This window comes from Paenibacillus solani (genome assembly GCF_050475945.1).
GTDB classification, from domain to species: Bacteria; Bacillota; Bacilli; order Paenibacillales; family Paenibacillaceae; genus Paenibacillus_AQ; species Paenibacillus_AQ solani_A.
On record NZ_JBCMXJ010000017.1, the window covers coordinates 150,287 to 166,882 of the forward strand.

General features: G+C 46.9%; 6 protein-coding genes and 1 pseudogene. 2 read left to right on the top strand and 5 right to left on the bottom strand.

From position 1 onward, the window contains the following. Positions 1-103 precede the first annotated feature (103 nt). From ABEQ74_RS22610 to ABEQ74_RS22625, 4 genes and pseudogenes are all read right to left on the bottom strand, one after another. Positions 104-1,965: pseudogene (locus ABEQ74_RS22610) on the bottom strand (ABC transporter ATP-binding protein). Continuing rightward, the gene (locus ABEQ74_RS22615) at positions 1,946-3,688 is read right to left on the bottom strand and encodes an ABC transporter ATP-binding protein (protein ID WP_430124416.1); all 1,743 of its coding nucleotides are present in this window, start codon (positions 3,686-3,688) and stop codon (positions 1,946-1,948) included. Before ABEQ74_RS22615 ends, ABEQ74_RS22610 begins: the two are co-directional and overlap by 20 nt. Before the next feature lie 276 nt (positions 3,689-3,964). Further along, positions 3,965-7,279, bottom strand: coding sequence for an FtsX-like permease family protein (locus ABEQ74_RS22620; RefSeq protein WP_430124417.1), 3,315 nt, complete (start codon positions 7,277-7,279; stop codon positions 3,965-3,967). 10 nt (positions 7,280-7,289) lie between these two features. After that, positions 7,290-7,991, bottom strand: a complete 702-nt coding sequence (locus tag ABEQ74_RS22625) for an ABC transporter ATP-binding protein (protein WP_430124418.1) — start codon at positions 7,989-7,991, stop codon at positions 7,290-7,292. A 672-nt stretch (positions 7,992-8,663) separates the two neighbouring features. Between ABEQ74_RS22625 and ABEQ74_RS22630 the strand changes: the two genes are divergently transcribed. Continuing rightward, positions 8,664-12,503, top strand: coding sequence for a stalk domain-containing protein (locus ABEQ74_RS22630; protein WP_430124419.1), 3,840 nt, complete (start codon positions 8,664-8,666; stop codon positions 12,501-12,503). A 236-nt stretch (positions 12,504-12,739) separates the two neighbouring features. Continuing rightward, positions 12,740-14,452: a cellulase family glycosylhydrolase gene (locus ABEQ74_RS22635; RefSeq protein WP_430124420.1), complete on the top strand. Its 1,713-nt coding sequence runs from the start codon at positions 12,740-12,742 to the stop codon at positions 14,450-14,452. Between the two features lie 144 nt (positions 14,453-14,596). Here the strand turns inward: ABEQ74_RS22635 and ABEQ74_RS22640 are convergent, their stop codons facing one another. Next, positions 14,597-16,525 carry a PAS domain S-box protein gene (locus ABEQ74_RS22640; RefSeq protein ID WP_430124421.1) on the bottom strand — a complete coding sequence of 643 codons (1,929 nt, stop codon included), beginning with the start codon at positions 16,523-16,525 and terminating at the stop codon, positions 14,597-14,599. Between the last annotated feature and the right edge of the window lie 71 nt (positions 16,526-16,596).

The window sequence follows — 16,596 nt, forward strand, 5'->3', positions numbered from 1 at the left end:
TTGTAGGTCCTCGGGCAAACAACCATAGTCTATGTCGGCTAACCTCATTCATGAACTGCGGCAGGCATAAGGTACGCTCCCTCGTCTTGGGGAAAATCTATTATTACATCGCCGCCCGCTTTAGCTGTCCGTAATACAAATCGCTGTAGAAGCCTCCCTGCTTCAGCAGTTCATCATGGGAGCCCTGCTCCAGCAGACGTCCATCCTTCAGCACCAGAATACGGTCCGCCGAGCGGATAGTGTTAAGACGGTGGGCGATGACGAAGCTCGTCCGCCCTTTCATCAACCGCTGCAATCCTTCCTGGATTTTGATTTCGGTTACGGTGTCGATACTGCTTGTCGCTTCATCCAGCACCAGCATCGAGGGATTAGCCAGAATTGCTCTCGCGATCGCAAGCAGCTGCTTCTGGCCCTGGCTGATTCCGCTGCCGTCAGGCTTGAGCAGCTTGTCATAACCGTCCTTCATCCGCACAATAAAGGAGTGAGCATTGGCCAGCTTCGCAGCTTCCTCCACTTCTTCATCGGTGGCATCCAGCCGGCCGAAACGGATATTCTCCCGGATTGTGCCCTGGAACAGGAACGAATCCTGCAGTACAAAAGCCATCTGCGAGCGCAAGCTCTCCCTGCGGATCGAAGAGATATCCCTTCCATCCAGAGTAATGCTTCCGCTATCCGGATCGTAAAAACGGGAGAGAAGCTGGATTAAGGTGGTCTTTCCTGCACCGGTCGGACCAACCAGGGCAATCATCTCCCCAGGCTTCGCTTCAAAGCTGATTCCTTCCAGGGTGTCTCCGTCTTTCTCATAAGAAAACGAGACATTGTCGAACTTCACCGCACCCTCTACACTTTTCAGTGTGACAGCAGCGCCTTCATCCTTCGCTTCCACCTCTTCGTCCAGCACCTCGAATACGCGTTCCGCCCCTGCTATAGCAGACAGCAGCGTATTCCATTGATTCGCCAGATCGTTCAGCGGTCTCGTAAACTGCCGCGCATAACTCTCGAATATAATGATGACGCCAATCGTAATATAGCCCTTAATCGCCATAATGCCGCCAATGCCCGCTACGATCGCAAAGCTTAAGTTGTTAAGCCCATTCATGAGTTTGGGGATAAAGCCCGAAATGCTCTGCGCCCAAAAGCCCGATAAACGAATCCGTTGATTTCGCTCATCAAATTCGCGTACAACCCGTTCTTCCTGGGAAAAAGCCTTAATAATCCGCTGCCCCGACAGCGTCTCTTCAATATAACCATTCAGATCCCCAAGGTTGTTTTGACGCTCTTTGAACAAGGGGCCTGTTCGCCGAGTAATCCAGCGCATACCCATCATCATGAGAGGCACAACCAGGAATGTTAGCAGCGTCAGGAGCGGACTAAGCCATAACATGACGGTTAATGTGCCGATCAAGGTCAGTACGCTCGAGAAGATTTGGATCGCCGAGCTGTTCAGCGTTGAGCTTACGTTCTCGATATCATTTGTCAGACGGCTCATAATCTCGCCCTGTTGACGCTTTCCGTAAAACGGAATGGGCAGCCGGTGCAGATGCGTAAACAGATCCATCCTCATCCGGTACACCGTTTCTTGGGCGATGCCGATCATCCAGACGTTATGCAGCCATGTGGTTAAAGCCTGTAGGACATAAACCACGGCCAACCCAACGAGAAAATACAACCAGGCTGAGTCGATGGAACTGCCCGGTTACGTACATCATCCAGGAATTTGTCCACCCCGACGCCAAGAAGATAGGGACCAAGCAGCGCCAATCCCGAGCTGATCATTACCATCAGCAGCACCAGTGCCAGTTTCCCTTTGCGGCGGGCAAGATAAGCCCATATTCTGGAGAGGGTCCCCGACCAATTTTTGGCCTTGGCTTTCGGCTTGCCGCCACGGCCGCCGCCATCCTTGTTCTTATCCAGATTGAGCCTCGGTCTTGGGTGCCGAAACGGTTCAGTGAATGCCTTGAGCATGCTGCTGTGCCTCCTCTCCGTATTGGGATTCATAGATGCGTCGGTACAGAGAGGAATGCTCCATCAACGTGTCATGGTTCCCTTTTTCAATCAATCTTCCATCATCCAGCAGCAGAATCAAATCGGCTGAAGTAGTCGAACTGATCTTCTGCGTAATTAGAAACGTTGTGCAGGACAAATCCTTCAGGGCATCCAGCAGAGCGCCCTCCGTTCGCACATCAAGCGCGCTGGTGCTATCGTCCAGAATCAGTATGGCAGGCTTTCGCACAAGCGCACGTGCAATCGACAGACGCTGCTTCTGACCGCCGGACAAGTTGACTCCGCGCTGGCCCAGCATCGTCTCATAGCCGTTAGGCAGATGTTCAATCGTCTCGTGAATTTGGGCTCGCCGCGCCGCTTCCTGAATTTCTTCCATGGAAGCATCCTCGCGTCCCCAGGCAATGTTCTCCCGAACCGTACCCGAGAAGAGCAGCACTTCCTGCGGCACATAACCGATGCTGCTGCGCAGATTTACCTCATCGATCGCCCCGGCATCCATTCCGTCTATACATACTGTACCCTCCTCTTCCTCGTAAAGCCGTGGAATCAGCTGTACTAACGAAGATTTGCCGGAACCTGTTGCGCCCATGATCGCGATCCGCTCTCCAGGCTTCGCCTCAAAGGAAATATCCTTCAGAACATCGATATCGCTGCCAGGATAGCTAAAGCTCACTTGCTCAAATTTTACGCCGCCTTGAATGTCAATCTTGCTCTTCTTGGTTTTGCGAGCGCTGGGCACATCCTCCTCCGTCTTAAGCACTTCCTGCGTCCGCTGAGCCGAGGCCCGCCCGCGTGAGAACGCAACGACAACCCAGGACAGAGCCGACATGGCACCGATACAGCGGAGGGAATAGTTTACTACAGCCACTACCTCGCCCACGCTGGCACTACCGGTCGCAATATCCTTGCGACCAAACCACAAAACTGCCATGATCCCGGCATTCATAATGAGGAGAATAAACGGCATCGTTGTCTCCGTTAATCGCAAGGTTGAGACGGTGGTGCTCATCAGCTTGCCGGAGGTTCGCCCGAAGCGTTCAATTTCATGACCCATACGTACGAATACGCGTATCAATCGGATCCCGGTCAAATTCTCCTGAATAACACCGTTCACCGCGTCCAGCCACCGCTGTACATTGCGGAATGCATCCGCCGCCCGCTTCATGATCCAAGCAATAAAGATAAACAAGAGAGGCACGGTTAAGACAAGCAGAAAGCCCAGCTTCACATTTACAACCAATGCCATAATAATGCTTCCTAACACAACTAGCGGAACGCGTGTCATAAACCGTAAGCCCATAAACACCGTATCCTGAATCTGAGTGACGTCACCCGTAAGCCTGGTTATCAACGATGAGGTTGCAAACCGGTTGAATACCGAATACGAGAAGGACTGCACCTTTTCATACAATTGATCACGCAGATCATAGCCTAGTCCCTGACTCGTATGCGCCGCAAAAAAGGAGCTGGATATTCCAGCTATAAAGGCAATGATAGCGCTTCCGGTTAAAACGGCACCCCATGTCCATACAACAGATAAATCCTGTTTCTGAATCCCATCGTCAATAATTTTGGAGATGAGCAGCGGCTGTATAAGCTCTACTGTGAGCTCAATCAGCATCATCGTCAGCGCCGCAAAGGCGGCTACGCGGTACTTTTTCAAGATCGAGAAAACCATTCCCATATGCATTCCTCCGAAGCAGAAGACCTTTATCATGTATTAACATCCATTACCCGATGGTCTTCATGTAGTAGCAATAATCGTTCATTTAAGAGCTGGATATGTCTATTATAATATATTTTTCTCCTAGAACTTACCGGCAGATTAAAAATATAGAGAATCCTTATTACATTCTATTCACAGGTGCTGACATTTAGGAGACGAAGAATAACGATATGAAAGAGAGCCCTATTGTTCAGGATGCTCTCCTTAAATAGGACTCTCTTGCTAAAACCTGCTCTATTCTACCGATTTTAATGCTTCAATCATATCGATCCGCTTCAGCTTTACATGCATGGAGGCCATGACAATGGCCGAGAACAGCAACGTCAACAGCGCCGCATAACCATAACTAATTCCGTGGATAACGGGACTGAACATCATTGCATCCACTTCGGCAGTCAGGAGCACGAACCTGTGCAGGAACACACCTCCCACACAGCCTCCTATTATTCCGAATACCGTCAGAATCATATTTTCGCGATAAATATACATCGTTACTTCCTTATCATAGAAGCCGAGCACCTTGATTGTTGACAGCTCCCGTATCCGTTCGGATACGTTGATATTCGTCAGATTGTACAGTACAACAAACGCGAGGGCCGCAGCAGAGACAATCAGGACAACCACCACCAAATTCATGCTGTCCATCGCATCACTGAACGCATCGCTTACACCGCTCGTGAAACTGACCATCGCCACCCGTTTGCTGGCGGTTAACGATTCTCCAAGCTGGTCTTCCCATCCCGGATCAATCATGTCATACCTGAGCAATTGACTGTTCACTTTCGGTTTCGCATCAAAAATCTCTTCGTAGTACTTCGGCGTCATATACACGTAATGCAGGGTATAGTTCTCCGATATCCCGGCAACACGTATTTCAAATGGATCATTGTCGCTGTTCTGGATGGTGAACGTGCTGCCGACCTTGAGATCGAACAGTTTGGCCAGCTTCTCCGTAATGATGGCGCCGTCATCTGTCAATGGGAGCTGCTGCTCCTTATCCGGTGATTCCAGTATAATAAACGAATTAATCTTCTCCGGCGTATTCGGTACGAATAGACTCACATCTTGAGTGTTCACCCCGGGGGCTGATGCCGTCATCGCCTCCTGGGTAGCATCCAATGTATCCATAATTTCCGACGTATCCGATATAAGCTTGTTATATTCCTCCAGCACACCGCTGTCACCGTTATCTTCTTGGAATACAACCATAGCTTGATATTGCATGATTTTGCCGTATTGCATCGGTACCATATTCCCGATAGAATCCTTGAGGCCGAACCCGGTCAGAATTAGCGCCGTACAACCGGCAACGCCGCAGACTGTCATAAACATTCGTTGTTTATATCGGAATAGATTCCGCGCGGTTACCTTACCAATAAAACCGAGCCGGTCCCAAACCCAAGGCAATCGTTCCAGCCATATCCGGGATCCGTTCTTGGGCGCCCTTGGGCGCATCAGCACTGAAGCGTTGCTCCGAAGTTCCACCCGCGCAGCCACATAAGCTGTCATGGTCGTACAGAGCACAGCCACCACAATAGAAATGATGCTGTAGCTGAGATAAAAACGGGTTCTCACATCTGGCAGATTATATAGAGCACCATAAGCATTATAGATAATGGAAGGAAACATTGTGAAGCCGACGGCTAGGCCAGCCGCTGCTGCGGCCACACTGGCCAGTGTTGAATAGACCAGGAATTTTGTCATCACGTCCCGGTTGCTGTATCCGAGTGCTTTCAGAGTTCCGATCTGCAGCCGCTGTTCCTCGACCATCCGGGTCATCGTTGTCAGGCTGACGAGGGCCGCGATTAGGAAAAAGAATACGGGGAAAGCCGTCGCAATGGAAGCTAAGCGATCCGCATTATCGCTGTACTCGGTATATCCCGGATTGACGCTGCGGTCCATGACGTAGACTTTGGGCAGCTCAAGCTGTTCCAGCTCCTTCTGTCCCTTCGTGAGTTCCTTCTCGCCATCGGCGATTTCCCGCTCAGCCTTTATTTTTTCTTCATTAAATTTCTCAAGTCCTTCCTGGTATTCCTCCTGCCCGCGGCTTAGATCCGCTTTCGCATCCGCGAGTTTGGCTTCACCTTCTTGTCTGGCGGCAGCCAGCTCCTCTGTCCCTTGCTTCCATGAAGCCTCACCCTGCACGAGTTGACTCTCAGCTTGCTGAAGCTTGGCCTGCCCTTGATTTAGCTCGGCCCGGCTTGCATCCAGCTTCTGCTGCGCCTTGTCCAGCTGCAGTGAAGCTTCGTTTAAACCACTCTGGAACGCAGAGGCTGCCTGTTGCAAAGCAGCACCATCCAGTCCGCCTTCCATGAATCCTGCTGTGGCTCCTCCCAGTTTGGGGTCGGCTGCCTGAGCAGCTGCGAGCAGCTCTTGTCTCTGCTCTTCAGGTATAACCTTCGGATCTAATCCGGAGATTTGCTGCAGCTTTTTTGCCAATTCCTGTCCTTGGGACAGCTTCGGGGCTAACTCCGACTTCTGTTGATTCAGCTGACTTTGACCCGTTTTAAGCTGGGACAGCCCTTGTTCCAACTGCTGCTGATTCCGTTTCAGTTCCGCTCTGACCTCGTCGAGTTTTTTTGCCGCCTCATCCAGCTTGGCTTGCCCCTGTGCGAGCTCAGCTTGTAGCTTGTTCAAACCATCGCGGTATTCTTGCTCGCCTTCACTTAGCTTGACCTTCGCGTCCTTCAGCTCCTGCTCCGCATCGGCCAATTGACTTTTGGCATTCTCGATCTTGTCCTTGGCCTCATCCAGCTTCTTCTGTCCTTCTGCACGGATCTCGGTCAACCGTTCCTGCGGCATATCCGCGAGCTTCTGTTCAACAGCTTCCTTATGCCTGCTGATCTTCTCGTCATATTCAGACGTATAAGGAGCTATTCCTGTCGTATCTTCGAAGTTCATATACACTTCCGTAAATACGGGCAGTTTAAAGTCATTCTCCAGAATAACTGCAAACACATCCGACGTCCCTTTTCCAATATTGCTTGTCCCTCGGCTCATGCTGCTGATATACTGCGGGCTCTTCGCCTTTCCCACGACTTTATAAGTTAGGTTATCAAACGTTTCCCGCAGGTCTACTTCCTGATTTGGATGGGTAAAGGTGATTTCATCTCCCAATTTAAATTCATTTCCGCGGTCTCCTGCATCGATGACAATCTCTCCTGCAGCTACAGGCATTCGTCCCTCTGTAAGCACATATTGATTCAGTTTATTTCCTGGGTCATAGGAGAGGATTTTCGCGATCTTTCCGCTGTCACCGAGTGATACATCAACGCTGTAACCAGGTTGGATCACATCTACCCCTGTTATCTGTTTCAGCTTGTCTATATCGCTTTGCTTGAAGCCTAAAGTAGATTGAACCTTGAGATCCATCAGTTTTAAATCATCATAATAGTGATCTGCCGTATCCAACATATCCGGTCCAGTGGCCTTGATGCCGGCGAAAAACCCCACGCCAAGCATAATAATGGCAAAAATGGACAGAAACCGAGCTTTCGTCCGTGATATTTCCCGGAAAATATCAGTCCATAACGCTCTCCTCTTCATCATCCGTATCTCCCTACCACTCGATGTCGTCTATAGAAACGGGATTCGGATTAACCACCGTTTTTCGAACCTTGGCATTGTTGATCTCGATAACACGATCTGCCATCGGCGCCAAGGCAGAATTATGCGTAATGACAATCACCGTTGTTCCGGTATGACGGCATGTGTCTTGCAGCAGCTTAAGTACCTGTTTCCCTGTAATGTAATCGAGTGCACCAGTGGGTTCATCACACAGCAGCAGCTTCGGCTGCTTGGCGAGAGCTCTGGCAATCGCAACCCGTTGCTGTTCTCCTCCGGATAACTGCGCCGGGAAATTGTCCAGGCGATTGCCCAGCCCAACATCCCGCAGTACTTGTTCTGCGTCTAATGCCCGGGGAGAAATCTGCGCAGCAAGTTCCACATTTTCTTTTGTCGTCAGGTTGGGAACCAAATTGTAAAATTGAAACACAAATCCGACGTCATTGCGCCGGTAGCCAGTCAATTCCTTGCTGTTAAACTTGGCAATATCCGTCCCATCCACCAATACTTCTCCCTCATCCGCCGTATCCATGCCGCCCAATATATTCAGCACCGTGGATTTACCGGCACCACTAGGACCCACAATGATTGCGAACTCGCCTTTTTCGATCTCGAGGTTAATTCCATCATTGGCAACAATCGTGGTCTCTCCCATTCGATAGCGTTTGTATTCGTCCTTCATGCTCACAAAAGCCATTTCACTCCACTCCCTACTGCTGCTTGTAATATCGGCTTGAATCGTTATGTAAACTTATGTAATCCTTGAGACAGCGTTTACGATCTCAAGCTGCTGGATAATTACCGCATAAGGACCCGTCCATCAGCTATGTTGACCATTGTACTTTGTCTCATAATTGTACAAACCCCGTTGTTAGACTCCTTGTTATCAATCAATTAATCAATGAAAATGCCTTTCAACCAGTGTAGCATAAACAAATCATCGAAAGAAAAGACAACTCCCTCAGTGAAGACTATGTCACAGAATGTTCCAAATTTGAAAGCACCCCGGGCTGAACCCCAAATTGAAGGCATTGTTAGACATTACTAGGCATTACTAGTGCTGCTCCCGGAATCCTGAAAGACTTCAACAGATTCTTTTCGTCAGTTCTGGCAGTAATCCATCGTTAAAGATGTCTGTCATAGGAAGAGAATACTCATCCTTTGTTCACTCCCTTGGCTTTAAGGAATACAACTTGTGGGTGAGAATCCAATCCAAAATAAGTGAGGTTGGAGTCCAACGCGATCGTTTATGATGGTTTTTAAATAAATATTTTTAAATCTCCAATAGATCGTTGAAACTTTATTCTCGTCGGATGCGTCTTATTGTTGAGGAAAATAATAACAAAGAAAATTTTGGGAGGTTGAGTGTGTGAAAAGATTATGGACTGCCCTGCTAGCAGCTATACTGTTAATTCCTATGATGTTCCAAACACAGGCGCATGCGGCAGTGAACATTAGCGTCTTGATTGATGGTGTCAGGCTGAATACGCCTCAAGCACCGGTTATGATTCAAGGACGCGTCATGCTTCCGATGAGATCCATCTTCGAAGCCCTGGACGCATCGGTTAAATGGAATCAAAAAACGCAAACCGTCACAGCGGTCAAGGATGGCACAACCGTCATTCTGAAGATCAACTCCAAGACGGCTACCATCAATAATCAAACGGTAAAGCTGGACGTTCCAGCAAAAAACTTAAAGGGCAACACAATGGTTCCGGTTCGCTTCGTCAGCGAAGCCCTGGGGCAAAAGATCGGTTGGAATTCCAAATCGAAAACGGTAACCATCACAACAACGAACTCTACAGGCGGAAATGAAAATAATAATACCGAGATTGCACCAGTCAATTATGTGACCCTTCGGGACATCGGCAATGCCGGGGACGGACGTGACTTACAAGTCAGCTTCTCCAAGTCATCCACCGAATCATCGATCTCCCATTACCGCGTAATGATTGTAAAGCAATCCAAGAGCTTGACTCAGTCCGAGGCACAGCGCTTGTCCTCAGCTTTTTATACAACGGTATATCCAGCCGGATCGGATCTGTCTCAGACCCTCACATCGGATTCAAGGGATGTGGATGGCGACCTGATCCGCAATAATCAGGCTTATAAAGCTTATGTACTCGCAGTAAGTAAGTCAGGAGGAACTTATGCCCTTTCCTCGGCTTCGCCATCATTAACCCTGACTAACACCAACTCGGTAAACGGAGCAACCAATGTCAAGGCAAACGATGTGAGCGACTACGGCGATGGCCGTGATCTGCAGGTCAGCTTCACACGTGCACAGAACGAGAGCAATGTACTCAATTATCGCGTATTTGCAGTAAAAACGAAGGATGCAGGTAGCTTTAATCTGTCAGCGGCCAGATCAGTTCCAACCCAAAACTATACAACCGTATCTAAAACCAGCACTTCTAATACGACATTGTCCACTAATTTGAGTTCTTCTGCGCGCGATACATCAGGCGAGCTCATCCGCAACGGAGTCGCATATACTCTGTTTGTTCAGTCGGTCAGCAATAACGAGAACGCAATTGCAAGCAATCTGTCATCAGGTTCGTCTTCCATTACGCTAAACACGGGATCCGCAACAGCACCAACCGTAACACAAGTGACGGATATCAGCGATTATGGTGACGGTCGTGATCTTCGCATAAGCTTCAACAAGGTATCCGATGAATCCAATATTGATTCGTATCGTGTCCTTGTTGTGAAGGACAGCAACTACAGCAGTTTCTCTTTAAGCAAAGCCATTAACGTCTCCAGTTACAACTCTACCTATGTCGCCAAAACGGGCAATAATATCAACAACCTGACGCTCGCTTCGGGTGCCAAAGATGTAGATGGAGATACGATCCGCAACGGTGTATATTATCGTGTATTCGTCATGGCTGTAAACAAGAATAACTACAATAATAATGTGCTGTCTGCACCATCAAGCTCCATCCTGCTCAGCTCCAACTCCAATGTGGGTGCGGTTACCAATCTGACAGTCACTGACGTGAACAACTACAATGATGGACGTGACCTGCAGGTATCGTTCAATCAGCCGTCCGATCGTTCCAACATCAGCCATTATCAGGTATTTGTTGTTAAGTCATCCGACAATTATTTTGATCTGTACAGAGCCAACAACATAAAAAACAGTTACTATTACACTCAAGTTAACAAGAACAACAGCAGCAACAACATAACGCAAGTATTAAATTCCACCAGCCGTGATATTGACGGTGATCTGATTCGCAATGGCACCAGCTATCGCGTATATGTCCTGTCCGTAGGACATTCAGGGAATAATAATAATGCTTTGTCCAATTACTCAACGATTACGCTTAGTAACAACAACCAGAATGTAAACCCTGTTTCAACACCAAACCTGACACTCGCCAACAATAACGGAAATGGAACTGACCTTAGAGTTTCCTTCAGTCCGGCAACTGGCGAAAACAACATCGACTATTACAAAATCATTGTCGTTAAATCAGACAAGAGCTTGACAGCAGCACAAGCATACAATAATCGTTATTTCACCTCAGTTAACAAAACCGGCAGTACAATCACACGGGATTTGGCCAGCAGTATCCAAGACTCTGATGGAGATCTCATTCAAAGAGGTTCGAGTTATCGAGTCTATGTCCTGTCGGTAGGCAACAACAATTCGAATTATAACTATGCACTCTCATCAGCATCTAACGCGGTTACGGTTCAAGGCATGACTGAGGTCGGAAAAGCTACGGTTATTACTGCAACTGATATTGGCAATGCAGGCAACGGAAGTGATCTGCAAGTTACCTTCTCCCCTGCTAGTGGAGAGAATAATATTAACCACTATCGTATTTATGTAGCTAAATCATCCAAAGGTCTGACACTAGATCAAGCGAAATCAAACCAGTATTACACACAAGTTAGTAAAGGAAACAGTTATACTCAGACTCTGGGCGCGAGTGCCAAAGACACCGATGGTGAGCTGATTCGAAATGATCAAAGCTATCGTGTATTTGTCTTATCGGTGAGCAATCAAAACTCTGTTTATAGTGATGCTCTATCCGCTCCATCAAACGAAATCAAGCTGCAGGGAGTACAAAAGTTAGGAGCAGCGTATAATGTTCGAGCGATTGATGCAGGTGATGAAGGTAATGCCAGTGACCTGAAAGTTTCCTTCACAAAAGCTTCCAACGAACAAAACATTAGTCAATACCGAATCATCGTGGTAAAAGAATCTGATGTAGATAAATTTAATCCAGCCATTGCGAGTGGACTCAAATCTGATAAGTTCATAGGCGTCTCACCTGGTGCTAACTATAATGACAATCTCCTACATGGAACGCTGGATGCATTCGGAGGTGAGATTGTTAACCAACAAACATATCGTGTGTTTGTACTGTCTGTCAGCAACAGCAAGAGTATTGAAAATACACTCTCAGACCCTTCTAACTCTGTAACATTGGAGAACAAAACAACATTGGAGGCTCCCTCTAGTGTAGACGCAAAAACTGATACCACAAATGGAAATGCCAGTGATGTTCTAGTCAAATTCACAGGAACAACTGCTGGGGTCAAACAGTATCGAATTATTGCCGTCCCCTCTGATGAGACTCTAGATTTAGAAAAAGCTAAAGGAGTAAACAGCACCCTATACTCTGGAGTTGAGCCTAAAGCAGGCCAAATTGAGAGCAGATTATCTACTACCAAAGACGTAAACAATGCCGACATTTCAGAAGGAAAAGAATATAAAGTTTATGTTCTGGTCGTAGGAAATGGAAAAACCAAAGATCCTTATGCCTTGTCTCCGGCATCCAAGAATTTCACCATCCCGGTCCCTTTCCAAGCTTCTGATGTTAAAGCCATTTTGAAGGACGGGAAGCTCCAAGTCGATTTCAAGAAAGCGATCAACGAGGCAGGCATAGATCATTATCGAGTATTATTTGTACCAGCAACCGATAAAGACTTCGATCAAAACAAAGTAAAAGATGTAGCCGCCTTGGATGCTACAACAATGAAGATAACGAAAACTGGCAAAGACATCTCAGCTTCAGTCGATTTCCCATCCGTGGATGTTGCAAACAAGCCAATTAAAGATGATGCGGATTACGCCGTCTATGTCTTATCTGTATTAAAGACCGATACAAAGGCTCAGACAGACACTACTCTGTTATCCAAACCATCTAAAGCATTCAAATTCCCGGCTCCAGCACCAACTACTCCGTAAATTGCAAATCGTGGCATAAAGGTTTACTGTCAACATTTCAATACTCAGCACTACCCCTCAAAAAGCTGTTCCTTGGGTCGATCCGACCCTGAGGAACAGCTTTTTTTTGCATCACTAAAATCCACATGATTTTAAGTTAAATAATCCGGGTACTTCCCTATGGAAAATTATGATAATTTATATTAGAAAACGCTTTTAAAAACTGATTCACCATTTCACTAACAAAGGAGATGCTAATGATAAATTTGAAAAAGAGATCCATCTGTTCCTTGACCCTGATTGCCGCTCTGTTCATCACTCTGTTTCCCTCCTATGCATCGGCAGACCAAAAGGAGTCTGCGCTTCCTCAATCCAGTGATCCCCTAGCTTATGTCCAAGATATGCAGCCTGGCTGGAATCTTGGCAATTCGCTGGATTCGGTAGGAGCGGATGAAACAGCATGGGGAAATCCGCGCATTACCAAAGCCCTGATCGATCAAATTGCTGCTCAAGGCTACAAGAGCATTCGGATTCCGGTAACGTGGAATGAACATATCGGCAGCGCGCCGAATTATACCATTAATTCTGCTTACATGGATCGGGTCCAGGAGGTTGTTGATTGGGCACTTGATGCCGATCTGTATGTCATGATCAATGTTCATCACGATTCTTGGTTATGGATTAGCCATATGGAGAATAACCGCAATGAAGTCATGGCCAAGTACAATGCCATATGGACTCAGATTGCTAATCGCTTCAAGCATCATTCCAACAAACTGATGTTTGAAAGCGTCAATGAACCCCGCTTCACGGATGGGGGAACAACCAACGAGACAACAGCATTTCGGATGCTGGATGAGCTGAATATGTCGTTCCATCAGATTGTTCGCGGTTCCGGTGCAAACAATGCTAAGCGTCCGCTCGTATTATCTACCTTGGAAGCCTCTCCGACGCAGGAGAGAATGAATGAACTGTACAAAACCATGAACAAGCTGAATGATTCCAATCTCATCGCCACGGTCCATTATTACGGGTTTTGGCCGTTCAGTGTAAACATCGCAGGGTATACCCATTTTGAAAATGACACCCGGAACGATATCGATCAAACGTTCAACAATGTATACAATACCTTTATCGCCAGAGGCATACCTGTCATCCTTGGTGAATACGGGTTGCTTGGTTTTGATCAAAGCACGGACGTCATAGAACATGGAGAGAAGCTGAAGTTCTTTGAGTACTTAACTCATTATCTTAAACAAAAGAACATTACCCATATGTTATGGGACAATGGTCAGCACTTTAAGCGAACCGCTTTTAGCTGGAATGATCCGGAGCTGTATAACATCATGAAAGCAGGCTGGAGTGGTCGTTCTTCCACAGCTAATACCGATTTGGTTTTTGTAAAAAAAGGAGCTGCCCTTCAGGATAAAAAGATACCATTGAACTTGAACGGCAACACGCTGACCGAAATCCGTACAAATGGCCAGCTCCTCGTTGCCGGACAGGATTATACCCTAAATGCAAATACGCTCACATTTAAATCCAGTCTGCTCTCCAGGCTGTCTGCATCCGGCCAATTCGGCGTAAATGCTGTACTCACGTCCAAGTTCAACCGTGGAGCAGATTGGAATATCAAGGTCATTTACAACGATAAACCTGTACTGCGCAGCACACAGGGTACCATCAATTCATTCAGTATTCCCACGACATTTAACGGGGACCAGCTAGCAACGATGGAGGCTGTTTATACGACCGGTGGTAATGCTGGTCCGCAGGACTGGACTTCTTTTAAAGAGTTTGGATATACATTCTCCCCTTCCTACTCAAGCAATCAAATCACGCTCAAGCCTGCCTTTTTCAATGAGGTACGAGACGGTGATGTCACTCTGAAGTTCCATTTCTGGAGCGGTGAGATCATCACATACAAAATCACGAAGAACGGCAGCAGCGTGACGGGCAGCACTTCATAGGATGACCCTGTATATTTCTCCTTGGCCTTCCTTTGCCTAGATCCCTATCAGCAAAAACAATAATAAATACCGGTTGTATAACACATTAATTTACATGAAATAACTAAAAGCTCAAGTGAACCTCACTTGAGCTTTTAGTCTGTATTAAGAGGGAGCTGTATTCTTGTCTTCCAGGTATTTCTCTATAATATTCGAAATCACATTCATACTGACAGGCTTACTTACATACTCATCCATACCCATTGCTAAATATTTCTCGCGGTCGCCTTTAATGGCATGAGCCGTTACGGCTACGATATATGGTTGCTTGTCGGGTGGAGCCGATTCTTGAATGACCCGGACCGCTTCCATTCCATCCATGTAAGGCATTTGAATATCCATGAAAACCATATCATACGGGTAACGTTTGAAAGCCTCAACTGCCTCAAGTCCATTCGTAACCGTAGTGGAGTTATGACCCAGTTTCTGTATCATTTTTTTGAGGACCAGTTGATTTACCTCATTATCCTCTGCAATCAGAATCTTCAGATCGCTAACGGGAGAATGATTCTCATGAACTGTTCCAGGCTCCAGCGTGTTACAGCCGTTCGTTTCAACCGAAAAATCAACCGTGAACGTAAAGATAGATCCTGGCTGGTTGGGATTTCGCTCATACCAAATATCTCCACCCATCAATTGAACAAGTTTCTTGCAGATGGCAAGCCCCAGCCCCGTTCCTTCAACCTGACGAGTCATATAATGATCCACTTGGTAGAACGGTTCAAACAACTGGGCGACCTTATCACTTGCCACACCGATTCCCGTATCCGCGACAGAGAATTGAAGAAGTGCCGAATGGGCCCGGCTTTTGACACATTGAACTGAAATAGAGACAGATCCATTCGAAGTAAACTTAATGGCATTCGTAAGCAGATTCATTAAAACCTGTCTTAACTTCGTCATATCCCCGTAAACCTGGGGTGGAACATCACAGGCTACTGAAGTGGTCACCTCAATATTTTTTTCCAGCGCTTTCGGGAGAATCATGTTCAGCGTCTCGGACAGAGCCATTCTTATATTAAATGTTTCCTCCACCAGCTCGGTTCGGCCAGATTCGATTTTTGAGAAATCCAAAATGTCATTGATGATATTCAGTAGGGTTGTCCCGCTTTTCTTAATGATTTGAACATATTCCCGCTGCTCGGCATCCAGCTCAGTGTCCAGAATCAAATCCGTCATCCCGATTACACCGTTCATTGGCGTACGGATCTCATGGCTCATCATTGCCAGAAACTCGCTCTTGGCTTTATTCGTCTTCTCGGCTGCTTCCTTCTCAATAATGAGCCTTTTCTGTTCTGTCATGTCCTTAGCAATAATGTAGTAGCCTACATTCTTGTTATGAATGACGATCGGCGCCAGGGTGGCGAGCACTTCTACTGTGTGTCCATCTTTATGATGGATAACGTTAATGGCCTTCTCGACAGCAGCGTAATCTTCCATGGAGGAGAGCACGCGAGAAAGATTGCGCTCGCCGATCAGATTGGAGATTCGGGTGCCTATTAATTCCGGAATCTTATAACCGGTCAACTGCTCTGCCATCTGGTTCCCGTTAAGAACGCTCCCATCCAGATTAAATGAGATGATGGCATCGTGATTATACTTTTTCAGCGAGGTATAGCGCTCAATGCTCTCCTGGAGCTTTTGCTCTGCTACCTTGCTGTCGGTTATATCAACAATTTGGGAAATGAAGAACAACGGGGTTTGATCCTGTTCGTCACGTACCAGAGAAACATGCATCGAAGCCCAGATGACATTGCCATCTTTATGTACGAATTGCTTCTCCACCGCATTAATGGAGGATGATTCATCCAGAGAGCGAAACAGCTTATCTTTATTAGTTATACAATCAGAATAAATATATTCGGTTGCCGGCTGTGCCATCAATTCTTCTTCAGTGTAGCCAAACATTTTGCAAGCCGCCGGATTTACGCTGATCCAATTACCTTCAATCGTAACCAGGGCAATGCCAATTGGAGCACTTTTGTATACATGTTCAAATACTGCTTGATGGCCAAAAATGTTAATATCGCTCATACACTGCACCTCCTGATACCGATTATTATACATCAGCACCCCCAAATTTGGGATTTTTCAAAGTTAATTTT

Coding starts and splice junctions, on each gene's coding strand:
- ABEQ74_RS22615 (WP_430124416.1), bottom strand. CDS start 3,688: ATGGGAATGGTTTTCTCGATCTTGAAAAAGTACCGCGTAGCCGCCTTT.
- ABEQ74_RS22620 (WP_430124417.1), bottom strand. CDS start 7,279: ATGATGAAGAGGAGAGCGTTATGGACTGATATTTTCCGGGAAATATCA.
- ABEQ74_RS22625 (WP_430124418.1), bottom strand. CDS start 7,991: ATGGCTTTTGTGAGCATGAAGGACGAATACAAACGCTATCGAATGGGA.
- ABEQ74_RS22635 (WP_430124420.1), top strand. CDS start 12,740: ATGATAAATTTGAAAAAGAGATCCATCTGTTCCTTGACCCTGATTGCC.
- ABEQ74_RS22640 (WP_430124421.1), bottom strand. CDS start 16,525: ATGAGCGATATTAACATTTTTGGCCATCAAGCAGTATTTGAACATGTA.